The sequence below is a fragment of the Synechococcus sp. R50.1 genome, assembly GCF_047462115.1.
Classification (GTDB): Bacteria; Cyanobacteriota; Cyanobacteriia; order Thermostichales; family Thermostichaceae; genus Thermostichus.
On record NZ_JANSIN010000026.1, the window covers coordinates 1 to 21552 of the forward strand.

General features: G+C 57.3%; 21 protein-coding genes. 4 read left to right on the plus strand and 17 right to left on the minus strand.

Annotation, left to right across the window (positions count from 1 at the left end; genetic code table 11):
* Nucleotides 1–256 precede the first annotated feature (256 nt).
* The 3 genes from NW870_RS08055 to NW870_RS08065 form a co-directional block, all read right to left on the minus strand.
* Nucleotides 257–475: a hypothetical protein gene (locus NW870_RS08055; protein ID WP_011432028.1), complete on the minus strand. Its 219-nt coding sequence runs from the start codon at nucleotides 473–475 to the stop codon at nucleotides 257–259.
* Nucleotides 476–672: 197 nt separating this feature from the next.
* Nucleotides 673–1278 carry a precorrin-6Y C5,15-methyltransferase subunit CbiT gene (gene cbiT / locus NW870_RS08060; protein ID WP_414358065.1) on the minus strand — a complete coding sequence of 202 codons (606 nt, stop codon included), beginning with the start codon at nucleotides 1276–1278 and terminating at the stop codon, nucleotides 673–675.
* 351 nt (nucleotides 1279–1629) lie between these two features.
* Nucleotides 1630–2757, minus strand: coding sequence for a hypothetical protein (locus NW870_RS08065; RefSeq protein WP_414374771.1), 1128 nt, complete (start codon nucleotides 2755–2757; stop codon nucleotides 1630–1632).
* 210 nt (nucleotides 2758–2967) lie between these two features.
* Here NW870_RS08065 and NW870_RS08070 point away from each other — a divergent pair, with 210 nt between their 5' ends.
* Nucleotides 2968–4779: an N-acetylmuramoyl-L-alanine amidase gene (locus tag NW870_RS08070; RefSeq protein ID WP_414374773.1), complete on the plus strand. Its 1812-nt coding sequence runs from the start codon at nucleotides 2968–2970 to the stop codon at nucleotides 4777–4779.
* Nucleotides 4780–4909: 130 nt separating this feature from the next.
* Complete coding sequence (murI, locus tag NW870_RS08075; RefSeq protein ID WP_414374774.1) at nucleotides 4910–5788, plus strand: glutamate racemase; 879 nt, start codon at nucleotides 4910–4912, stop codon at nucleotides 5786–5788.
* A 36-nt stretch (nucleotides 5789–5824) separates the two neighbouring features.
* Here the strand turns inward: murI and NW870_RS08080 are convergent, their stop codons facing one another.
* A complete protein-coding gene (locus NW870_RS08080) occupies nucleotides 5825–6421 on the minus strand; it encodes a hypothetical protein (protein WP_414374776.1) in 597 nt (198 codons plus the stop codon).
* A gap of 400 nt (nucleotides 6422–6821) precedes the next feature.
* On the opposite strand from NW870_RS08080, the gene fba reads away from it, so the two are divergent.
* On the plus strand, nucleotides 6822–7901 hold the full coding sequence (gene fba, locus NW870_RS08085; protein ID WP_011432022.1) for a class II fructose-bisphosphate aldolase: 1080 nt from the start codon (nucleotides 6822–6824) through the stop codon (nucleotides 7899–7901).
* A gap of 153 nt (nucleotides 7902–8054) precedes the next feature.
* Here fba and NW870_RS08090 read toward each other — a convergent pair whose 3' ends face one another.
* From NW870_RS08090 to cobM, 9 genes are all read right to left on the minus strand, one after another.
* Entirely contained in the window at nucleotides 8055–8288 is a 234-nt protein-coding gene (locus NW870_RS08090) for a hypothetical protein (protein ID WP_414374777.1), read from the minus strand.
* 41 nt (nucleotides 8289–8329) lie between these two features.
* Nucleotides 8330–8536, minus strand: coding sequence for a hypothetical protein (locus NW870_RS08095; protein WP_414357172.1), 207 nt, complete (start codon nucleotides 8534–8536; stop codon nucleotides 8330–8332).
* A gap of 168 nt (nucleotides 8537–8704) precedes the next feature.
* Nucleotides 8705–9082: a response regulator gene (locus tag NW870_RS08100; RefSeq protein WP_414357170.1), complete on the minus strand. Its 378-nt coding sequence runs from the start codon at nucleotides 9080–9082 to the stop codon at nucleotides 8705–8707.
* Nucleotides 9079–9456: a response regulator gene (locus NW870_RS08105; protein WP_414357168.1), complete on the minus strand. Its 378-nt coding sequence runs from the start codon at nucleotides 9454–9456 to the stop codon at nucleotides 9079–9081. Before NW870_RS08105 ends, NW870_RS08100 begins: the two co-directional genes overlap by 4 nt.
* A gap of 98 nt (nucleotides 9457–9554) precedes the next feature.
* Nucleotides 9555–10037: a Fe-S cluster assembly sulfur transfer protein SufU gene (gene sufU / locus NW870_RS08110; protein WP_011434254.1), complete on the minus strand. Its 483-nt coding sequence runs from the start codon at nucleotides 10035–10037 to the stop codon at nucleotides 9555–9557.
* A 321-nt stretch (nucleotides 10038–10358) separates the two neighbouring features.
* Nucleotides 10359–11537: an NAD(P)/FAD-dependent oxidoreductase gene (locus NW870_RS08115; RefSeq protein ID WP_414357166.1), complete on the minus strand. Its 1179-nt coding sequence runs from the start codon at nucleotides 11535–11537 to the stop codon at nucleotides 10359–10361.
* Entirely contained in the window at nucleotides 11534–12361 is an 828-nt protein-coding gene (locus NW870_RS08120) for a sulfurtransferase (protein ID WP_414357164.1), read from the minus strand. The genes NW870_RS08115 and NW870_RS08120 overlap by 4 nt, the downstream gene beginning before the upstream one ends.
* A 38-nt stretch (nucleotides 12362–12399) precedes the next feature.
* The gene (locus tag NW870_RS08125) at nucleotides 12400–14484 is read right to left on the minus strand and encodes a tetratricopeptide repeat protein (RefSeq protein ID WP_414374779.1); all 2085 of its coding nucleotides are present in this window, start codon (nucleotides 14482–14484) and stop codon (nucleotides 12400–12402) included.
* Between the two features lie 183 nt (nucleotides 14485–14667).
* Nucleotides 14668–15468 (minus strand): precorrin-4 C(11)-methyltransferase, encoded by an 801-nt coding sequence (cobM, locus tag NW870_RS08130; RefSeq protein WP_414374781.1) that lies wholly within the window; start codon nucleotides 15466–15468, stop codon nucleotides 14668–14670.
* Between the two features lie 244 nt (nucleotides 15469–15712).
* Here cobM and NW870_RS08135 point away from each other — a divergent pair, with 244 nt between their 5' ends.
* The gene (locus tag NW870_RS08135) at nucleotides 15713–17032 is read left to right on the plus strand and encodes a hypothetical protein (RefSeq protein ID WP_414374782.1); all 1320 of its coding nucleotides are present in this window, start codon (nucleotides 15713–15715) and stop codon (nucleotides 17030–17032) included.
* A gap of 40 nt (nucleotides 17033–17072) precedes the next feature.
* Here the strand turns inward: NW870_RS08135 and ispD are convergent, their stop codons facing one another.
* The 4 genes from ispD to NW870_RS08155 all read right to left on the minus strand — a co-directional run bounded on the left by ispD (nucleotide 17073) and on the right by NW870_RS08155 (nucleotide 21416).
* A complete protein-coding gene (gene ispD, locus NW870_RS08140) occupies nucleotides 17073–17780 on the minus strand; it encodes a 2-C-methyl-D-erythritol 4-phosphate cytidylyltransferase (RefSeq protein ID WP_414374794.1) in 708 nt (235 codons plus the stop codon).
* A gap of 45 nt (nucleotides 17781–17825) precedes the next feature.
* The gene (locus tag NW870_RS08145; RefSeq protein WP_240527655.1) at nucleotides 17826–19196 is read right to left on the minus strand and encodes an ammonium transporter; all 1371 of its coding nucleotides are present in this window, start codon (nucleotides 19194–19196) and stop codon (nucleotides 17826–17828) included.
* Nucleotides 19197–19510: 314 nt separating this feature from the next.
* Nucleotides 19511–20923, minus strand: coding sequence for an ammonium transporter (locus NW870_RS08150; RefSeq protein WP_414357151.1), 1413 nt, complete (start codon nucleotides 20921–20923; stop codon nucleotides 19511–19513).
* A gap of 154 nt (nucleotides 20924–21077) precedes the next feature.
* Complete coding sequence (locus tag NW870_RS08155; protein WP_011430352.1) at nucleotides 21078–21416, minus strand: P-II family nitrogen regulator; 339 nt, start codon at nucleotides 21414–21416, stop codon at nucleotides 21078–21080.
* Nucleotides 21417–21552 lie beyond the last annotated feature (136 nt).

Below are 21552 nucleotides of genomic sequence, written 5' to 3' on the forward strand. Positions count from 1 at the left end.
CTGGGGAGCTGCCTCTGAGAAGCGGAAGCAGGGGGCCAATGAGGGCAAGATGAGAGGCTAGGGAGCGACGACATAGCAATCTTGGGAGAGGCGCTCGTTGCCTCCCCACTTTGCCAGCTTGCTTCCGCCGCAGGCAGGTATGAAGACCGGGCTTGAGACCCGGTTTTTAGGTAAAACTCCCTGAGTAAAAGTTCTCAATAGAAACTACCAAAGTTACTGCAGGAGCTGGGATCCCAATTTGGGAAGCTTGAGAACCCTAAATGCCTGGGGACTTGCTGGGTGGGCTTTCTTCGGCTACTGCTTGCCTGCGTCGATCCCCGATGCCGCAATCACCACAGCATTCCGGTCGCTTGAAGTCGTCCCAATGGATGCAAGCCCGGCAGCCTTTCAGCATTTCCGGCCAGCGCTCCCGAATCAACAGTTGCCGCAGTTTGACTTCCCGTGACTCCTGAAAGGGGTGTTGGAATTGATCCATAGCTATTGGGTTTCCCAGCTCTCTTATCTGGTATAAAAGCAGATTTGAGTTTGGGATCGAGAAATATCAGTATAGCTTAAGGTTTGGGTGACCCAATCTTTTCTGCTGGTTCTAAGACAGCCGAGATAAATCAATCCACTTTTATCCATCACCTTAGGAAAAGATTTACCAAAAAATGTAAACAGTTTACACAAAACTTAGCCCATTTTTTCTCCGCTCAAAACAAAGGTGGGATCCAGTGCCAGCAGCATTTGAGTCCGACCGCGGTGTTCCAGGCGGTTCACCGCCGATTGAATCACCTCCACATGACGAGCTCGCACAGCGGCCAGGCCAGCGGAAAGGCCGTAGAGCTCATCCAAAGAGTTGGTCGTCGCCACGACCCGTCCGTTGGGGCTGAGATGGCTCCAGCAGGCTTCCAAGATCTCGCGTAGAGGATGGCCCCCCTCAATGCAGATGCGATCCGGCGCTGGAGAAAGGTGTTGCAGACAATCGGGGGCAGTACCTTGAATCACCTGCACGTTGGCGAGGCCAAATTTCCGGCAATTGCTCTCGATCAGGCTGACCACCTCTGCATCTCGCTCGATGGCGATCACGCGAGCTTTGGGGCACAGAATGGCTGCTTCAATGGCAATGGTGCCGGTTCCGGCGCCGATATCCCATAGGCAGTGGTTCTCTCCCAGGCGCAACTGGCTCAGCACCAACACGCGCACCTCGCGAGGGCTCATCGGGATCCCCGGGATGCGTTCAAAGGCAGAGTCCGGGATCCCTGGGGTGCGGTAGGGCCAAGAGAAGGCAGTTGACATGGGAAAGTAGCGTCGCAGAGGAAGTTTGCTTGCCATATCCCTCAGCATAGAGCGAATGCTCAACAGGCCATCTCCAACCTGATAGGGGTGCCGCTTCTCCCGCCCAATCATTGCCCAGATGGGCACCACAAACGCCCTCTGAGCTTAACGGAGTGGTTGGAGCAATTCCCAACCGGCAAAGCTGCAGTCCAAAACCAAAATGATCCTGCCCCCTTGAGGAATCGAGTTGGACACTAGGGAAGTTCTGGAGACAAGCGGGATCCCTTTTACCCAAGAGCTCATTTTGCGCTGGATGTAGCTGGTGCTGCCGGAAAAAGTTGTAGTTGGGGCAATGTTCAGTACAAGAGGATCTTAAGAACGTTTCCTTGAACTGGAGCCTATCAAACCATCCATCCAAAGAATAAGCTTTGCTCGCAGATACAGCCAAATCTCATCATTTGCCCGCAACAGGAATAGAACATATAGGCTCAATACGACGAAAACACACAGGTTCCCTAAAAAAGTGTAGGTTTGGATAATTTGATCGGTGCTCCAGCCAAAGTCGTAGTTTAGGCGGTTCATATCCCCCCTGGCATCTCCTTGGCCGCCCAACAAAGTTCCCCAGGGAACCTCGGCCAATCCCAGTCTGATGCTGTGCCATTCCCAAAAGCTTCTCCACAGGCTGCTGCTCGCGATCCCCAGCACGACAAATCGCAAAGAGTCCCATCGCCAACGATCTGGCAGGGGAAAATAAAAGCTGGCCATCAAAAAGGTGCTGAGATAAAACTCCCCTCCAACACCACCAAAGGTAATCAACAGATCCTGAGTGCGATTGGGCATCAGCCAGGTCATATAGAACTGGAATAGGGCAAGAAGAACGGCCAGCGCCTGTAGCCATCTCATCTGCTCCTGGCGGGCCGACCAGAACAGCAAAATCAGCAAAAAGAGGATTCCAAAATACACAAAGGGATCCCTCTGGGAGCTAACGCTTGTCCAGCCGATGGGCAGAGGCAAAGCCCGATACCCGCTCCACCAGGCGATGGTGGCATGGCCGAGCTCGTGAATCCAAATGTGCCAAGGCAAATGCAGCAACCGCAATAAGCCGATGTTGTTCACCATCAGGGCCACCGCAAACGCAGCCGGGTAAGCCCAAGCGTTGACTGCCCAGTTATCGAAGGAAAACCGATCCCAACGCCGCCGGGATCCCAGCTTTAGGCTCTGCCGCCAGAGCAAACGTGAGCCGCGGAAAGCGCAAATTTCCACTTGCTCCAGCCGTGGGATCCGCAGTTGCTTCAAGATCAGAAACAGTTGGGCGGCGGCAACTTGGGGGGAGAGCGCAGGCTGGTACAGGGATCCCAGCAGGTGGACGTGCAGGGTCTCGTCGGCAAAGTCTACTCGGGCACACCAGCGACGCCGCAGCAGCTCCATCCGCACAACCTGCACAATCGACTGGGCGTGTCCAGCTCGGGCCAGGGTTAGGAGATCCGGTGGTTTGGGCATCCCAAGATACCTCGCCGGAGAACAAGCAGGAAGAAGAAGGGGCGAGCCTCTACCCATCATCCCCCAGCCCTGCAGGCAAGAGCGGAATTGCGCTCCTTCCCAGGCTGCTCCGAGGGCAGGTTGGTATAGTTGAGGGCAGCAGGTGTGGGGAGTGGATGGAAGGTCATGCCCGAATTTGGCAAGCCGGGGTCAAGGCAGATATGGGGGGCGATGCTGCTGTTGAGCTTGGCGGGAGCAGGACTGTTTCCCCCTCCCTCTGTCCAGGCTCAGGCGATTACAGCCCCAGGTTTATCGCGCATTGAGCGTTGGTACTACGACCCCCAGCAGGGGCGGCTGGAAGTTAACACCCAGGGCGAGGTGCGGCCTTTTCTGTTCGTGCTGCAGAATCCGCCTCGGGTTGTGCTGGATTTTCCCAACACCCGCTTTGGACAGGAGCCCCAAACCCAGACTTTTGCGGGCCGTGTCACCTCTCTGCAGATTAGCCAGCTTACGGATACCATTACCCGCTTTGTGCTCTATCTGCAGCCGGATCAGCCTCTCAGCCTCAACCAACTGCAACTGCTCACCGCCGGCCCCTCCCGCTGGGCTGTTCAATTCACCCAGGCCGGATCTCTCTCTTCTTCTCCCCCTTCATCTGCCGGCTTATTGGGAGGTTCCAGGGATCCCTTCCCGCCGTCCCCGCCTTTGCCGACACTGCCTCCCCGACGCCCGGCACCCACCCCATCTCCTCGCTCCGGCCATCAAATTTTAGAGGTATCCCCGCAAGCAGAAGGCTTTTTTATCCGTACCCAAGGCAGCCCCTCCACTACGGTGCGGCGCATCCTCGATCCGGATCGGGTAGTGGTGGATTTTCTCAACACCACCCTCAGCCCTGCCCTCACCCAGCGAGCTTATGTCATCAACCGTCTGGGGGTTTCGCGGCTGCGTATCGGGCAGTTTGAGCCCACCGTTGCTCGGGTAGTGCTGGATGTGGATTCCTCCGGTGGCGACTGGGAAGCCCGCTACGACCCACAGCGAGGTGGGATCTGGATCCAGCCTGCCGGCGGTGCTGCCCAGGCCAGCCTTTTGCCCGAGGTCAGCTCTGTCAACAGCAGTGGGCCGCTGGCCACGTTGCAATCGGTTCAGCTCCAGGGCAACCGGTTGATCATCAGCGCCGATGGATTCATGTTCTACCGGGCCGGCTGGGATCCCGAGAGTGGTGGCTACCGCATCAACGTGGCGCCCGCTCGCCTGCCCCAGTCTATGCCGGATCCCGGCTTGCCGGTTGGAGGGCCGGTGGAGCGGATCCGCTTTGTGCAGGAAGATGCCCGCACGGTCAGCATTCTGGTGCAGCCCGCCGAGGAGTTCAATGTCTTCGAGCCCAACCCCGGCCAGGGATCCCGCCGCATTACCTTGGAGCTGCGACCTCTGAATGCTCCTCCACCAATACCTCAGCCGCAGACGCCCGGCCCTGCCTCCCCTTCCACCCCCCAATCTCTGAACCGGACGGTCATTGCCATCGACCCCGGCCACGGGGGACGGGATCCCGGTGCCATCGGGGTGGATGGGATCCAGGAGAAGGACATCGTGCTCTCCATTTCCCACCAGGTACGACGACTGTTGCAGGAGCGGGGATATGGAGTGGTGATGACCCGCACCGATGACCGGGAAGTGCTGCTGCAACCGCGGGTGGATATGGCCGTTCAGGCCAATGCTGCCCTGCTGGTGAGCATTCATGCCAACGCCCTGGATCGCTCCGGCATTCACGGCATCGAGACCTATTACCTGCGACCCGATAGCGCCGAGCTGGCCGCCATCTTGCACCGCAGCTTGGTCAGGGCCACCGGTGCTGCTGACCGGGGGGTGAGACGAGCCCGCTTTTTTGTGGTGCGGGAAACACCTGTGGGTATGCCCTCCGTGCTGCTGGAGTTGGGATACGTAACCAACCCAACCGAAGGGCGAAAATTGGCTACTGCCGAATATCAGGCTCTCTTGGCGCGGGCTATTGCCGATGGTATTGAGACCTTCTTGCGCAGCCGCTAGCCGTTCGGCTGAGCTTGTTGGTGTTGATCACAACTGAATCCAGTTGATCTCACAGGGAAGGCGTCGCCGAGATCCTTGAAAGCAGGGTAGGATACAGCAGCTTAGGCCAAGGTGTTGAGGAGAATGGAGCATGCGGTGGGAGTGGGGATCGGATCCGGATCCCAGTTGGCCAATTGGGGTGTTTGACAGCGGCTTGGGCGGGCTGACGGTTTGGCGAGCTTTGCGCCGTCGGCTCCCCCACGAACGGCTCATCTACTTCGGCGACACGGCACGGGTACCCTATGGGGAACGCTCGCCAGAGGAGATCCTGGCCTTTGTGCGGCAAATTCTGACGTGGATGCAGGCGCAGCCGGTGAAGCTGGTGGTGATGGCCTGCAATACCAGCTCGGCCTTGGCCCTAGAACAGGTGCGGCAGGAGTTTGCCCTGCCCATTCTGGGGTTAATCCTGCCCGGCGCCCAGGCAGCACTGGCCCAGGGATCCCGCATTGGGGTGCTCGCCACGGTGGCCACGGTCAAGAGTCGCGCTTACTCAAAAGCCATTCAGGAGTACAGCGCTCTGGATCCCAAACGCTTTCCGCACCCCGTTTACTGTTGGGAGCAAGCCTGCCCTGAGTTCGTCCCTCTCATTGAAGCCGGATGGCTGGATAGCCCTGCCCTGCGACAAGCGGCTGAACACTACTTGCAGCCCCTGTTGCAAAAAGGGATCGATACCCTTGTCTATGGCTGTACCCACTACCCATTGCTGGATCCGATCCTGAAGCCTTTGCTGCCCCCCTCGGTCAAACGAGTGGATCCGGGGATGGCGCTGGTGGGATCCCTGGCCCGCGAATTGAGCTTATGGGGCTTGCGCCGCCCCTCGACCGCTGCCCAGGAGGAACCCCACCGTTTCTGTGTGAGCGGGGATCCAGAGCGATTTGCCCAGTTGGCCACTCCTTGGTTGGGCTTTCGGCCCCAGGTAGAACGGGTGGAATTGCCGGCTTTGGATGTCAGCAACTCCCTCCGCCCCTGAGCGCCCTTCTCCTCGGGGATAAAGATTGGGGGCCCCTCAACGGGTCATCACCTGCAAGGGGAAGCGCTCCGCCAGCTCCCCCTCCACTTTGGGAAGCCATTCCTCTTGGAACACCCACACCTGCCCCTGCTGCACGCGGCCATCGGGGTTTTGCGTCAGCTCCAGCCAATACACGAATTGGTTTCCCCGCAGCACCACCCCTTGGATGGCAAGGGCCAAGGTATAGCCCGGACTGCTTGCCAGAGCTTCTGGGGACGGGTAGCGAATCACCTCCACCGCCTGATCCAGATCGGCGGCGATCTCCGGCCCATAAACGTCGCGAATGGCTTGAAAGAGGTCTTCTGCCGTCAGTCCTTGGGGGCGAAAGAACGTCATCCGCTCCGAGCGAATCGTCTCCCGATCCAGCGGGTTGATGATCCGTCCTGGCGGAGCCACCGAAGCCAAGAACGTAAAACGGGATCTATCCGGCTCCACTCGGTTGATGTTCAGGGTTTCGCCCGGACGGGGCCGCAGCACAGGATTGTCCCTCACCCAGGCTGCCGCTTGATCCGGAGATTGCCCGGGGATCCCCCAAGCTGCCGACCGAAGGCCCGCCACTGCCCAGCAGGCCATTGCCAAACCGGTTCCTCGCACCCAGCGCAGCCTTTTGCCCCAGCAGGACAGAGCCCTTGTTGGCTTTGCACCCAAGACCGGCCAGCGATCGCAACGCACGTTCCCATTCCTCCGGGCAAACAACACAAAAACACCACAGTAGAATTAGAGAGACTAAGAGATAAATTGAGATAAATTGAGCGGGCATGGGCAGATCCATCCTCGATGCAAGCGCCCAACAGTCTTGCCCTTCCCCACTGTATCTGAAGATGTCGGTGCGCCTGTTGCGCCTGAGCGCGAGCATCACGGCCAATAGCTGTAAGGATCCCTCGGCAAGATACGCAGATCCCCGGCGGCTTATCCGCCAAAACGTAAAAAGTATCTTAAGATCAACGGTAAGCAAATCTCATACGCACTAGGTCAGCACCTCAGGAGGTAACCGATGGCTCTCGTTGCAATGCGGACGCTGCTGGATCATGCCGCCGAACATGGCTACGGCATTCCTGCCTTCAACGTCAACAACATGGAGCAGATCCAAGCAATCATGCAGGCAGCCCATGAAACCAACAGCCCCGTTATCCTGCAAGCCTCTCGAGGGGCACGCAAGTATGCGGGCGAGAACTTTCTGCGGCACCTGATCCTGGCGGCAGTGGAGACCTACCCCCACATCCCCGTCGCCATGCACCAAGACCACGGCAATAGCCCGGCTACTTGCTATTCCGCCATCCGCAACGGCTTCACCAGCGTCATGATGGATGGATCCCTCAAGGAAGATGCCAAGACCCCGGCCAGCTACGAGTACAACGTGGCCGTGACCTCCGAGGTGGTGAAAGTGGCTCATGCAATCGGGGTGAGTGTGGAAGGGGAACTGGGCTGCCTGGGATCCCTGGAAACGGGCCGTGGGGAAGCGGAAGATGGCCACGGCGCGGAAGAGGCGCTCAGCCATGACCAACTCCTCACCGACCCCGACCAAGCGGTGGACTTTGTGGAGCGAACTCAGGTGGATGCGCTGGCCGTAGCCATTGGTACCAGCCACGGCGCCTACAAGTTCTCCCGTAAGCCCACCGGCGACATTCTGGACATGGAGCGCATCGCCGAGATCCACCGCCGCCTGCCCAACACGCACCTGGTGATGCACGGTTCCTCCTCGGTGCCCAAGGAGCTGATCGACATCATCAACGAATACGGCGGCTCCATTCCCGAGACTTACGGTGTGCCGCTGGAAGAAATTCAGCGGGGCATCCAAAATGGAGTGCGCAAAGTAAACATCGACACCGACAACCGCCTGGCCATCACAGCTGCCGTGCGTCGCGCCCTGGCCGAGAATCCGAAAGAGTTTGATCCCCGCCATTTCCTCAAGCCTTCCATCAAGGAAATGCAAAAAGTCTGTGCTGAGCGCTACATTGCCTTCGGCTGTGCTGGCCATGGCACCAAAGTTCCGGTGGTTACCTTGGATGAGATGGCAGCCAAGTATGCTTCTGGAGCTTTGGCGGCTCAGGTGAAGAAGACCGTTGCGGTCTAGTCCCCACATCCTGCAAGAACTCTGGAATGCTTGCCGGGGCGCTTCCAGGGTTTTCCTTGGAGATCAGCTAGGTCACTGGACTCAGATTGGACAAATAAGGGGATCCAGCGGGGATCCCCTTTTGCTTTGGAGGAACTTGATGCGTTTTGGGGGTCAGGCAGCTTTTGCCGCAGAACGTTTTTCCGTCTCAATTTGATGGTTCAGCAACGCCAAGCTTAGGCAGTCCAACAGTTCCAGGTCAGCCTCAGAGTAGCGCCGCTGAAAGAGCAGCTCATTGATGCGGTTCTCTTGACTTAGGCTGAGAAAACTGCTGCGGAACACCTGTTCCACGATTTCTTGGATGCTGGAGGGCGGAGCAACAAGGAGAGAGTCAAGATCTGTATTCATGGCTGGTTCTGTTTGAGAGATGGTTTTTGACAGAGGAGAGATTACTTTTGCCGAGGGATGAGGTAGCACTGCTCGATGCGCTGTAGGAAGAAGGGAGGAACTCCGGCCTGAGGCTCGTTCTCAGAAGAGACATCCTTCTGCCACTTGAGGGAAACTCCCAGCAGCGCTCCCAAAGAGAAGCTCTCGCTCAATAGGGCCGCTATGCGGTAAGTACGGTAGTCCAGCGTTGGATCCACACCGGCTTGCATCTGTGTTCCTCCGTATTTCTAACGCTCACGCGCCCATCATAGCTTGGAGATCAGGGAAAATACAGAGAAACACCGAAGACTTACCTAGGCAATTTGTACGTTTCTTCTACGCGATTTGGCGGATATCGGCGGGATCCCAGGGGTCTTTGGGGCAGGTTCAGGGTTGAGTCAGGGATCCCAGCCCAGCAGAGCGGAGATTTCCGCAGCCGGGGTGGCCGCGTTGAAGGGTTTGCTGATGAAGCCATTGGCTCCAAGCTGAGCAAGAGAGGCATCCTGGGGATCCCGGACTTTGGCGGTTAGAAGGATCACGGGGATCCTTTGGGTTTCCGGCAAAGCTCGTAAATGGGCCAAGGTGGTGGGGCCATCCATCCCCGGCATCGTCACATCCAGCAGGATGGCCTCGGGTTGCTCTCGGATAGCGATTTGGATCCCTTCTGGGCCGGATCCCGCCGTTAAGATCTGCCAGCCGACCAAGTTTTCCAGGATCAGTTGGGTCATTTCCCAAATATCGGGTTCGTCGTCGATGATCAGCAGACGATGGGTCATGTTGTTTCAGCCAAGAGTTGGTGTACCCGTTCTTGGAGTTCTGTCGGACTGATGCGCCCTTTGACGTAGATTTCGGTAACTTGAGATTGCCAGCGGATACGCTCTGGGTGCTCCACATCGCGGGCCGTGTAGATCAAGACGGGAATGGGCTTGGCGGGAGGATTCCTGTTCAGCCAATCCAGCAGGGCAAACCCCTCGTCGCCAACCAGTTCCAAATCCAGAATGATGAGATCCGGTCGTGAGGCTTGGCAGTGACTGATGGCACCGGGAACCGAAGCAACCACCACAAACTCTGTATTCTCTCGCTCCAGCAACAGGCTGAGAACATAAGCAAGACTGGGATCATCCTCAACGATCAACACCTGCTGCGACATCGTTTGCTCCTGGGCAGAGCTGGGAAACCAACAATCTGCGCAAGCCTTGAAAGGCTTTTGCCCAGGGTAGCGAGGGAGAAGGGTAAAACTGGGGAAAGTTAGTCGGTGTTTTCGTTGCTCACAAAGGCCGACCCATTGGCCTGGGGTTCGGGCGATTCCAGCGCGTATTTGAGCGCATGCCAGGCCAGGTTGGCGCATTTGATGCGTACTGGAAATTGGGCTACCCCTTTCATGGCGTTCAAAGCCCGTTGCTCCCGCGGGAACTCTTCGCCACCGCGCATCATGGCTTGGAAGCGCTCCACCAACTGCAGAGCTTCGGGGATGGTGCGCCCCCGCACCGCATCCGCCATGAGATCGGCAGAAGCCAGGGCAATGGCACAGCCTGCCCCCTCGAATTTGATATCGACAATCCGCTCCTGGCTGGGATCCAGTTGCAAGGTGAGGTCGATGGTGTCGCCGCAGGAGGGGTTGTGGCCGCGCTGGTGGCGGTGGACGGGATCCACTCTGCCGAAGTTGTGGGGCTTTTTGTATCGCTCCAGAATGACTTGCTGATAGAGTCCGCGCAGGTTATCGAGAGGCATTGTTGCTCCTGATTGGTCGCTGCTCTGGCCGGTCGGCAAAGGTCGGTAAAACGAATCAAGAGTTTTGGGCGGGCTGAAGGGTAGTGCAGTCACTCCAAAAATTAAGTTTGAAACATGCTCTCTGGCGCTCTGCGTCAACCCTCGCTACTGCTTGCCCTACAAGGAGAGAGGGGAGTTAGAGCACTGCTTCGCTGCGATTTGGAATGTTGTGCCCCCTTGCTGCTGGGAACAGCCATAACCTAGACATTCAGAATTTCTGGGAAGCAAGCCCAACTCGACCCATCCGGTCTTGATCTTAACCCCGTTCTTGGCAGGGTTGGGTCAGTAGAAAAACTCCTGCCAGCGCACGGGCTTGAGTTTACACATGTACAGCCAATCAAAAAAGTTCTTCAGCACCGTGGCTGCATAGCCGCGCCAGACCAGCCCGCCTTTCTCAGCAACAGCAACGCGGTTCCCCACCGTTACACAAACAAAAACCGTGGCCTGCGGTCGGTAGGGGATCAGAGGTTGGCCGCGGATAAGCCGCAGCAGGTTTTGGGCTGCAATCGGCCCCTGGCGCACCGCGTACACGCCGATCTTGGGCAAGAGGCGGGATCCCCAAACAAAGTCAGCGCAGTCCCCCACCGCCAGGATGCGCTCTGAGCCTTGCACCCGCAGGTATTGATCCACAAGCAGGGATCCCGTCGGCCCTGTCGGCAAGCCGCAGGTGCTCAACCAGGCCGGCGCCTGGAAGCCACCTGCCCACAGGCGAGTCTGAGCCATCAACTCGGTGCCATCCGAGAGCCACACCTGCTCCGGCCCAAAGGCTTTCACCTGACATCCGGCCCAGATTTCCACCCCCAAGCGGCGGATTTCTCTTTCCACAGCCCGGCGGAAGTGTTCTGAGAAACCCTCCACCAGATGGGCCTGGCGATGGATCAGGATCAGCCGGGCTTGAGCTAAGGGGATCCCTGTTTCTGCGCTCATTTCCCGGCAAAGATCGTAGAGTTCCCCCATCAGCTCTGTGCCGGTACAGCCTCCCCCTGCCACCACAAAGGTCAACAGACCCGGCGTCGGATCCCCCTGGGCAGCCCGTTGCCAGCACTGCCGGATCCAAGTTCGGGCGGCCACCAATTGTTCTGCCGGTCGAATGGTGAAGGCATGTTGGATCCCATCAATGGTGCGCAACTCCCGGCCCACATTCACCAACAGATAGTCGTAGGCCAGAGTTTGGATCCCGGCTTCACTCTCCAGGGTCAGGGTTCGAGCTTCGGGTTGGATGTGGGTGACTCGCCCCGGCAAAAACTGGGCGCCGTTGGCTTGAATATGCTCCAGCAAAGGGATCCGCACCAGCTCTAGAGAAAACCGACCGCTCAGCAGCCGTGTGGACATGCCCGAATTGACACTGTAGGGATAGGGGTTGATGGCGATCACCCGTGCCTGCCCTTGGAGGGCCCGCAAGGTGTCGATGGCCCCATAGCCACATCCGGCCAAGATTACGGTGGGCAGGGATCCCCTCATGGCTGGAGCGGGAACTCCTGGGGATCCCCGGCCGCCCATTCCAGGATGGAACCGGAATAGCTTTTGGCCTGCCGGCCCACGTGGGTTAAAACCACCGTGACCCAAGCGGAGCGAACCCCAGCTGTGCAGTAGGCAATGATCTCGGCTTCTGGAGGGATCCCGGCTTTTTGCAGGCGGGCGTGAATTGCAGCGGGCGGCAATAGGGATCCCGCCGCATCCATCAGCTCCTTGTAGTAGAGATGCACAGCGCCGGGGATGTGTCCACCGCGCGCCTCACCATAGGGGGTGGCTCCCTTGTATTCTTGGGCTTCGCGACTGTCGAGGATGGCCACACGGTCGGAGCCAAGGCTGGCCCGCAGAGTGTCCCGGTCGATCTCCCACCGGTCGGTTCGCTGCACTACAAAGTCGCCCCGTTGCGGTTCGTCGGCGCTTTGTCGGGTTGTGGTCAGCACTCCCTCCTTCACCAGGGCCGGATAGCCCCCGTCCACCATGACTGCCTGGGGATGACCCAAGCTGCGCAACATCCAAACGATCCAGCCATCTTCTCCCCAGCCCTGTAGCGGATCGGCAGCAACTACCACCGGACGCCCCTGAAACACGCCAAGGCCCTGCAGCTTTTCGGTGAGAAGGGCATCATCTGCCAACAGCTTGCCGCTGTTGGCAGCCTCTGGTTGAGTAAACTCCGTCCAGTTCACCGGAATTGAACCCTTCAGGATCCCGTCGGCTTGCAATTCCGCACTGCGTGCATCCAGAAGCGTTGCCCCTTGTTGGATGAGCTGGATGGCGGTTGCAGGGCTGACCACCCAACCTGGCGTTGGTGTCATGGGTTGAGAGAACCTTAACTGGAAGATCCTATCCCACCTTACGGGACGAGTAGGCCGGTATGGGCCTCTTCCATCTGTTTGGAGAGAAGCTGTTGCAGGCTCACTCTGGCTTCGGAGAAGTTGGGAGCGATTTCCAAAGCCGAGCGAAAGTGTTCAATGGCCTGCTCCAGCTTGCCTTGGCGGGCAAGGATGGATCCCAGACGATAGTGAGCTGCTCCATAGCTGCCATTGCTGCGAATGGCCCGTCGATAGCTGATCTCCGCTGAGGTCAAATCCCCCTTAATGCGCGACGCCTCTCCCATGCCAAAGTGAGCTTCGGGCAGATCTGGGTCTCCTTTCAAAGCCTGTTCAAACTGCTGTATAGCCTGCTGCAACTGTTGAGGCTGGATGAACTTGTGCCCAGAGGCATCCCGTTGTTTGGGGCCCAGGTAGGCTAGGCCAATGGCGGCCATCGCTTCGTGCAGATCGGGGGCCAGCTCCAAAGCCCGCCGGTAGTTCTTCACAGCTTCGCTGTATTGCTCTTGGCTTGCCAACACCAGGCCCAAGCCGTAGTAGGCGCGAGCCTGCTGTCTTTTGAACTGGCCATTGAAGACCACCTGGCTGAACTCCTGGCTAGCTTGAGCCAGATGGCCTGCATGTACCATTGCCAAACCCAGATCCACCCGCACAGCGGCTGCCAACTCAGGACTGAGATCCAGGTTGAGAGCAGTTCGGAAGGCTGCTATTGCCGCTTTTAACTGACCTTTGCGCATCAGCGCTTGTCCCATCACGGCGTGGCCCAGGCCCAGGCGATCATTCAACTCCAAAGCAGCCCAACAGGAATCGATGGCCTCGTCCCATTGCCCCAGCTTGAGGCGAATTTGAGCAACGCAAAGATGGGCCTCGCTGAAGTGGGGATCCAGCCCCAGGGCCTTTTGTTGCTGGGCCAACGCTTCTGCCCAGTTGCCCTTCTCTGCCCAGGCTTGGCCGAGCAGGCTATAGATCTCAGCTTGGGCGGATCCCTGGGTGAGGGGGAATGCTTCGGGTAAGTGGGCCAGAACTTCATCCGGCTGATGCTGGGCCAGCCACTGCCGTGCTAGAGCCTTCAGGGTTTCCACCAGGTGGGTGTTGATGCCGCTCCAGTTCGGGTTCAGGTGTTTGGCCTGTTGGTAGTGGCTCAATGCCTCCTGCAGTCGGTTGGTTTTTGCCAACAGATGGGCCAGCTCAACGTGGGCCTCGACATGATTCGGCTGTTGCCGCACGGCCTCCCGAAACCGCTCCACCGCCTCAGGCATTTGATTGGCCTGTAAAAAGGACAGCCCTTCTGTAAAGGGATCCTGGGATCCCTCTTCTCGCTCAAGGGTGTCATCGACACGCCGACCTTTCCACCCCAGCCAGCCCCCCCCTGCGGCCAAGATCAACAGCGGGATCCCCAGCCCCAGCGATCTGGCTCGGGCAGGAACATCGGCTTGCCCAAAAGAGCGCACCACCAACCCAGCCCCCAGCAGGAGAGACAAAGCCAGAGCTCCCCCCAAGAAGGGCCTTAGAGCAGGCCTGTGCAACCATTGATCAAGTGTCGGAAAGTTGGCCAGAACGTCGATAGGAGAACTGGGGCGAGCAGTTGTAGGCAGAGGGGTCGGGATCCCGTCTTGGGAAGGGGCATGGCCAACCGAGGCCTGGCTTGGAGCCGCTTCTGGCCAGCGCTCTTTCTGAATTTTGGGAACCGGTGCCCCCAGAGTTTTAACTTTGCGAAAATCGGAGTTGTGGTCGGGATCCACAACAGGTTTTTGGGCCTCCAGCACCTTGATCTCAGAAATCTTGGTGCCCGGTAATACAATCTGCGTGGCATCGGCACTGCTTTCCCCAGAGGACAAGTAGAAGACTTTTTTCCACTGCGGCTGTGTTTCCCCCTGAAGCCGACCGTACACCACCAGTTGGCTAACTCCCTGCACAGGCAAGCCCCCCAATTGGCTGGCAACTCGATGCAACACCATAGAGCGGCTAAACATCCCCTGCCGTGGGAGATCCACCATGAGGTAAAGGACATCTTGCTTCAGGGCCGAACGGGTTGGCAGGGGGGCAAGGGCCTTCTGCAGAGCCTTGATCAGGGTTTCCACGCTGCGAGCGGCAGATGAGTCAGCCATAAGGTTAGAGCTCATAAAGTTAAAGGGTGAAAAAGTAGTCTTGCAACAACTCCAATTCAAAAGGGCTCCACTTCTCTCGGCAAAGCTGAGTACCTTGTGGCCAGAAGTCAAGGCCTCTGACTTCATCTCGCTGCCTCATTGTGCTCAATCTGCCGGAGTCCGTCAATATACTGAAAGAGCCTGTTACAAACGGGGCTGCCGGCCCATTTTGCGACGGAAAAGGTGGGTGTGGTCAGGGCTGTAGAGCCGCGAGCGGGCAGATCTGGAGCTTGACAAGCCTTTCAAGGCAGGGCTGACGAGATAGAGCACTGTGCGTTCTAAGTCGGCTTGCCGGGTGAGGGCGGCCATCTCGGCCAGGGATCCCAGCCAGATCTGTTCGTCCGGCCAACCCAAGCGATAACAAACGGCAACCGGGGTATCGGCGGGGTAGTGAGCCAGCAGATCTGCCTGCGCTTGTTCTACGTGGCGGGCGCTCAGATATAGACACAAAGAGGCGCGGTGGGCTGCCAGACTGGCCAGGGCTTCTGCTTCCGGTACCTGGGTGCGACCGCTGGCGCGGGTGAGGATAATCGTCTGTACCAACTTGGGTATGGTCAACTCCACCTGCAAACGGGCGGCTGCCAATTGAAAGGCGCTGACTCCCGGCACGATCTCAAAAGGGATCCCTGCCTCCGCCAGCCGGATCAGCAGCTCGTGCAGAGCGCCGTAAAGGCAGGGATCCCCGTCCTGCAGCCGCACCACCCGCCGCCCCGCCTTGACCCGTTCCACAATTTGCGGCAGCAGCGTTTCCAGCGTGAAGGAGCGGGTGTCAATGGCCTCAACCCCAGGGCGACAATGGGCCAGCACTCCCTCTGGCACCAAAGAACCTGTGTAGAACACTACATCGGCTTCCGCCAGCAACCTTTGCCCCCGCAGGGTAATCAGCTCCGGATCCCCGGGGCCAGCCCCGATAATGTAGACAGGCCACGACGTCGGTTCGCGCATTTGCTTGCTTCCTACCCCTTCAAGGGCCTCTTTGAAGATCCCTTTTCCAAAGTCTTTTCAAACTGGATTCCAAGGGAACTTATCTGGAGGCTCAAGCATGCAAGATCACGACAGGCACTCGCATCCCATCTTAAGGTACGTTCGGGAAGACTATTATCCCTACGTTGTTTTACCCCAGCCGATTGCTCTCCTCCTGAGGGGGCCGGATCTCCCACCTCGCCCGCCGGAGCCTGAGCCGCCACAGATGCCTGCCCGTCCGCTGGAGCCTGAGCCGCCACAGATGCCGGAGCGCCCAACGGAACCTGAACTACCTCGAATGCCGGAACGCCCTGTTAGGCCAAATCTACCCGAGCTACCCCAGCCTTTGATGGGCAAGCTGCAATCGGCATGGGCAACTGGTGCTGGTGTTGCTGTGCTCATTACCTTGATTATTGCGGAGGCTCCAGAATTGGTTGTTTTAGCAGGTATTGTCGGTATTGCAGCGCTAGCACGTTTTCTCTACGAATCATGGACATACGAGAAGCGAAAAGAAAAATATGAGAGAGAAAGAGCAGAAAAAATATGGAAACATGAAGAAGCTCTGCGTTGCTGGGAAGCGGAATGCAAAGCCCTTGAACAAGCCCACCAGGAAAAACTGAATAAATATTACGAAGAGGTTTGTTTGTGGCAAGTAAGATGTGAAGAGATCTGGAGAGTTCATCAACAGAAATATGAGGAAGTTCTGCGACGGTGGGAAGCAGAATGTGAAGCTCTTATACAAGCTTACCAAGAAAGATTGAGAGAACATCAAGAGGCCCTCCGGCAGTGGGAAGCAGAGCGCGAAGATCTAAAAAAAATCCATGAAGAAAACCTGAGGAGGTACCAAGAGATCGACCTGCGCCGGTGGCAGGAAGAGTGTACGTCCATCAGAAGAAGGCATTGGGAGAAATATCAGGAAGCTCTACGGCAGTGGGAAGCAGAGTGCGAAGCCATTGAAAGAGAACACCGAGATCAGGCTATGGAGCTTATTGCTAATCAAAGGGTTCAGTATCCTGATACAGTTTCTGATGCTCGCTGCGGAAGATTTGATAACTTCCTTCGAAATGCTTTGATGAGACAATTGGAAAGTCTAGAGAGAGATAGCTTTAAAGTTACTCTGCTTCCAGAGAGGTCAGCTGTTAGCATAGAGCAGTCTAGTGTCCGGTGCTATACCCCTGATATCGCAATGCAGGTATCTAGAGATGGAAAAAGATCACTCGTTTTACTCATTGACATTGAAATTGATGAGCCATGGTTTCTTGAAGGTAATCTGTGTAGGCCAGCCCATACTGTGAATGATCCTAAGCAAAGTAAGCGTGATGCTTATCTAGCGGATAGAGGCTGGGTTGTAGTTCGGTTCTCAGAACGGCAAGTTTATGAAGAAAGTGAAAAGTGCATTAATCTCATCTTTTGCTTGGTTTCAGGTGTCTTGGGTGCATTAGATTCTAAACAGCCAGACTTATCATTTTCATTTCCAACGGACCACAAGAGATGGGGTGATCAAAGTGCTCTTAGTGAACCTAGATTTCCTCCTTCCTACTTTTAATTCCCAAGGTTGAGACTGGCCCTACCGGGATTGAATTGAGCTAACGCGCTGGTCCGAGACGCTGCTGCAGGATTTGTGCGGCCAGCAACACATCCAGGGGGGTGGTTAGCTTCAAATTGGTCTCCTCCCCTTCCACGATGTAAACCGGCCAGCCCAGCTTCTCAAACAGAGCTGCGTCATCGGTCACTTGCCAACCTTGGGCCAGAGCCTCCTGATGGGCTTGCCACAGCAACGACAGGCGAAATCCTTGCGGGGTTTGCGCTGCCCACAGCCTGCTGCGCTCCGGCGTCGATTGGATTTGGATCCCGTTGGGGCCGGTCTCTGTCACTTTAATCGTGTCTTTAACAGGGATCCCTGCGATGAGACCATCCACCTGCTGCAGAGCGGCACTGCAGCGATCGAACAACTCAGGGGTAGCCAGGCAGCGGGCCCCATCGTGAATCAGCACCCGTTCCACCGTCCCCCACCCATAGAGATACTCAACCCCCTTGCAAACCGACTCCTGCCGCGTCGCCCCCCCTTGTAAAAGCTGCACCGGCGTGGACAGATCCATTGCCGCCAGGATCTGCTCGATGGCCGGCCAATCGCCGGGTTGGGAGAGAATGCCGATCCACTCGATGGAGCTGGCTCGATCCGCAGCCTGCAACGTCCAAGCCAAAATCGGCTGACCCAAGAGCGGCAGCAACAGCTTATTGACCGCAGCTCCCATTCGCTTGCCGCTGCCAGCCGCCGGGATCAGAAGGTGCATGGGATCCAAAAGTGCATCCAACCGGATCCCAGTGTACTGCTCAACTCAACCTTCCAACTCTCCCGAAGCAGTGACAAAGTCAGGGTAGGCAATGTTGCCGTGCTCGCCAATATCCAAGCCGGCCAACTCTTCTTCTGCCGAGACGCGCAGACCGATGGTGCCCTTCAAAATCAAAAACAAAGCCAGACAACAGATAAAAGACCATCCTCCCAGGGCAATAACCCCCAGAATCTGTACCGGCAACACCGCCCAAGTCACCCCCGCTTCCGCATGGGCAAACCACGGGATCCCTGCAGCAATGACCCCCCAAGCGCCGCACACCCCATGTACCGACACCGCCCCCACCGGGTCATCCACCTTCAAGGTGCCCTCGATAAACAGCACCGACAACACCACCAACACCCCGGCCACCGAGCCGATAAGGATTGCCCCCAAAGGATGAACAGTGTTGCAAGGAGCAGTAATGCCCACCAGCCCCGCCAGTGTCCCATTGGCTGCAAACGTCATGTCCGGCTTGGTAAAAATGGCCCAGGAAGTACAGAGAGCGCCGATGGCTCCTGCCGCCCCGGCCAAATAGGTATTGAAAGCAATCCAGCCAATATCAGGAATCGCTGCCGTTGTAGAGCCGGCATTAAAGCCAATCCAGCCCAGCCACAGGATCAACGCCCCCAACATGCCCAAGGGTAAGCTATGCCCGGGAATAGCCCGCGGCTCCCCATTGGGACCATACTTGCCCAAGCGCGGCCCCAACACCAAAGTTCCCGCAAAAGCTGCAGCCCCACCCACCAAGTGCACCACCCCCGACCCGGCAAAGTCAATGTAGCCCAGGTTTTCCAGCCAGCCGGCTGTACCACCGTTGTAGTCGGCAAACAGGCCATTCCAGGCCCAGCCCCCGGAAATCGGGTAGATCGCCCCAGAGATGACGATGGAGTAAATCAAATAAGCCAAAAAGCGGGTGCGTTCCGCCATTGCCCCGGAGACAATGGTGGCAGCGGTGGCGGCAAACACCAGTTGGAAACAGAAGAACGTGAAAGGCCAAGCATCGTTTTGACTGCCGGCTTCAGCTCCCTGTTGCCAGTTGAAAAAAAACCAGTTGGTGCCCAAAAAACCGGCCACATGGGATCCGAACATCAGCCCAAACCCCAAAAACCAAAAAGCGCAGGCCCCGAAGCAGAAGTCCATCAGGTTCTTCAGGACAATGTTGGTAGCATTTTTAGCCCGCGTGAAGCCCGCCTCCACCATGGCAAAGCCCGCCTGCATGAAAAACACCAGCGCCCCGGCCACCGTTGTCCAGACGATGTCGGCATGGTATTGCTGAGTTTTCAGTAAGGTTTGTAGCTCAGCCCAAGCCTCGGGTGGGAGAGCCTGTTCCAGAGCCGTGAGATCCGTCTGGGCCAGAGCAGGCGGGGCAACCAAACTTCCCAACCCCAGCAAAGCTCCAACCCCCAGCAGGACTTTCCCCTCTGTCCTCAAACCCAAAAGGATCCCCTGCCGAAGACGAGAGAAAACAGTCTCACCTATCTGACTTTTCATCTCGATTCCAAGTCCCACACCTCGATTTTGAGCTATTTCTCCCCTCCTACCCGTAACCACCTACACCAATGCCACCAAATACATCAGCAAGCCATAAAAGAGAGGGCCAGCCCTGACCCTCCCTTTTGATGCTCATTTGATGCTCAGTTCAGCAATGCTCCGATCCGGCAACCCCAGGTCAGACCGAGCACAACGGCTCAAGATTGCTCCGAATCGGTGGCAGCAGTAACGAAGTCGGGGTAGGCCACGTTGCCATGCTCGCCCACATCCAAACCGGCGATCTCTTCCTCGGCGCTGGTGCGCAGGCCGGTTACAGCCTTGAGGATAAAGAACAGGATCAAGCAGGTAATAAAGGGCCAGAGGAAGTAGGCCAGAGCGCCCACCACTTGTACCCCAAATTGGGCCCAGGTGACCTCTTCAGCATAGTTGGCATTGGCAAAGAAGGGGATCCCTGCTGCCAACACCCCCCAGATACCACAGGTGCCGTGTACCGAAATCGCGCCCACCGGGTCATCAATTTTCAGCACCGTATCCAGGATCACCACCGAAATCACCACCAGAATCCCGGCCACCGAGCCGATGATCAGAGCACCCAAAGGATGGACGCTATCGCAAGGGGCAGTGATCCCCACCAAGCCGGCCAGGACACCGTTGGCGGCAAAGGTCATATCCGGCTTGCCAAAATGAACCCAAGAGGTGAACATCGCCCCAATTGCTCCAGCCGAAGCTGCCAGCAGCGTATTCATGGCAATCCAGCCAATATCGACAGAGGCTGCAGTGGTGGAACCGGCATTAAACCCGATCCAGCCCAAGGCGAGGATAAACACCCCCAACATCCCCAGCGGCAGGTTGTGGCCGGGAATAGCCCGCGGCTCTCCATTGGGGCCGTACTTGCCAATGCGAGGGCCAAGCGCGATCGCACCTGCCAAGGCCGCAGCGCCCCCTACCAAATGCACCACCCCCGACCCGGCGTAGTCGATGTAGCCCAGATTTTCCAGCCAGCCGGCTGTGCCGCCGTTGTAGTCGCCGAACAGCCCGTTCCAGGCCCAACCCCCAGAGATGGGGTAGATTAGCCCAGAAATAACGATGGAGTAGATCAAGTAGGCCAAGAACTTGGTGCGCTCTGCCATCGCTCCGGAAACAATGGTGGCGGCGGTAGCGGCAAACACCATCTGGAAGACAAAGAAAGTAAAGGGCCAGCCATCTGCCTCGTAAGCCTGCTGCCAGCCAAAAGCAAACCAGTCAGTGCCGAAGAAGCCAGCACTTTTGCCGAACATGAGGCCAAACCCGATGAACCAGAAGGCGCAACAGCCCATGCAGAAGTCCATCAAGTTCTTCATCATGATGTTGGCGGCATTCTTGGCGCGGGTAAAGCCCGTCTCCACCATGGCGAACCCTGCCTGCATGAAGAACACCAAGGCCGCCGACACGATCGTCCAAACAACGTCAGCGTGTTTCTGAACTTCCTCGGCCTCTTGAGCAAAGGCAGTTCCCTGGCCGAATAGAAAAACCAGCGCAGCCATTAGAGCGGCAGTCAGACTCCACTTGGCCGGTCGCCAAAGCCACTGGGGCACCTGGCTCTTGAGCTTTTGGATCATTGTCGTACTCATGCTTTTCGACTCACCTAAAGTGACAGTACTTCTCGCAACACATTACCCGAAAAGTAGGGCAAGAACACCTCATCAGATATACAGCAAAAGAGACATGAAGCAAACTCACACGAGGCTCAGGCCGGGCAACCCAAACCCTGAACGTGATCCCTTCTCATAGGGCATCTTGGTTGAGCTCGCCAGTTCGGATGCGGATGGTTTTTTCGACGGGGCTGATGAAAATCTTGCCATCCCCGATTTCGCCGGTGCGAGCCGCTGCAATCAGCTTCTCCACCACCGTATCCACCAGGTCATCTTCAACCACGATCTCCACTTTCAGCTTTTGTAGGAACTCTACCGTGTACTCGGATCCCCGATAACGCTCGGTTTGTCCCTTTTGGCGACCAAAGCCCCGCACTTCACTTACAGTCATGCCGACAATTCCGGCATTGACCAAAGCAATTTTGACCTCATCCAACTTGAATGGCCGGATTACGGCCTCGATTTTTTTCATTTGCCTCCTGCACCCCGGACAATTCCGCTAATTTCTAACACTACTGACACCTGCAAATTGTAAAAACAGATACATTTTTATCTCCTACTGAAGATGCTTACCACTCTGGATTTGCTCCCGTCAAGACCGGAAGGCC

What these genes read in the sequence shown, in the direction of transcription:
- ispD (WP_414374794.1), bottom strand. Translation starts at nt 17,780, where the DNA reads ATGCACCTTCTGATCCCGGCGGCTGGCAGCGGCAAGCGAATGGGAGCT.
- NW870_RS08125 (WP_414374779.1), bottom strand. Translation starts at nt 14,484, where the DNA reads ATGGCTGACTCATCTGCCGCTCGCAGCGTGGAAACCCTGATCAAGGCT.
- NW870_RS08105 (WP_414357168.1), bottom strand. Translation starts at nt 9,456, where the DNA reads ATGTCGCAGCAGGTGTTGATCGTTGAGGATGATCCCAGTCTTGCTTAT.
- cobM (WP_414374781.1), bottom strand. Translation starts at nt 15,468, where the DNA reads ATGCGCGAACCGACGTCGTGGCCTGTCTACATTATCGGGGCTGGCCCC.
- NW870_RS08155 (WP_011430352.1), bottom strand. Translation starts at nt 21,416, where the DNA reads ATGAAAAAAATCGAGGCCGTAATCCGGCCATTCAAGTTGGATGAGGTC.
- NW870_RS08095 (WP_414357172.1), bottom strand. Translation starts at nt 8,536, where the DNA reads ATGCAAGCCGGTGTGGATCCAACGCTGGACTACCGTACTTACCGCATA.
- fba (WP_011432022.1), top strand. Translation starts at nt 6,822, where the DNA reads ATGGCTCTCGTTGCAATGCGGACGCTGCTGGATCATGCCGCCGAACAT.
- cbiT (WP_414358065.1), bottom strand. Translation starts at nt 1,278, where the DNA reads ATGTCAACTGCCTTCTCTTGGCCCTACCGCACCCCAGGGATCCCGGAC.
- sufU (WP_011434254.1), bottom strand. Translation starts at nt 10,037, where the DNA reads ATGCCTCTCGATAACCTGCGCGGACTCTATCAGCAAGTCATTCTGGAG.
- NW870_RS08120 (WP_414357164.1), bottom strand. Translation starts at nt 12,361, where the DNA reads ATGACACCAACGCCAGGTTGGGTGGTCAGCCCTGCAACCGCCATCCAG.
- NW870_RS08055 (WP_011432028.1), bottom strand. Translation starts at nt 475, where the DNA reads ATGGATCAATTCCAACACCCCTTTCAGGAGTCACGGGAAGTCAAACTG.
- NW870_RS08135 (WP_414374782.1), top strand. Translation starts at nt 15,713, where the DNA reads ATGCCTGCCCGTCCGCTGGAGCCTGAGCCGCCACAGATGCCGGAGCGC.
- murI (WP_414374774.1), top strand. Translation starts at nt 4,910, where the DNA reads ATGCGGTGGGAGTGGGGATCGGATCCGGATCCCAGTTGGCCAATTGGG.
- NW870_RS08065 (WP_414374771.1), bottom strand. Translation starts at nt 2,757, where the DNA reads ATGCCCAAACCACCGGATCTCCTAACCCTGGCCCGAGCTGGACACGCC.
- NW870_RS08115 (WP_414357166.1), bottom strand. Translation starts at nt 11,537, where the DNA reads ATGAGGGGATCCCTGCCCACCGTAATCTTGGCCGGATGTGGCTATGGG.
- NW870_RS08090 (WP_414374777.1), bottom strand. Translation starts at nt 8,288, where the DNA reads ATGAATACAGATCTTGACTCTCTCCTTGTTGCTCCGCCCTCCAGCATC.
- NW870_RS08070 (WP_414374773.1), top strand. Translation starts at nt 2,968, where the DNA reads ATGCTGCTGTTGAGCTTGGCGGGAGCAGGACTGTTTCCCCCTCCCTCT.
- NW870_RS08100 (WP_414357170.1), bottom strand. Translation starts at nt 9,082, where the DNA reads ATGACCCATCGTCTGCTGATCATCGACGACGAACCCGATATTTGGGAA.
- NW870_RS08150 (WP_414357151.1), bottom strand. Translation starts at nt 20,923, where the DNA reads ATGAGTACGACAATGATCCAAAAGCTCAAGAGCCAGGTGCCCCAGTGG.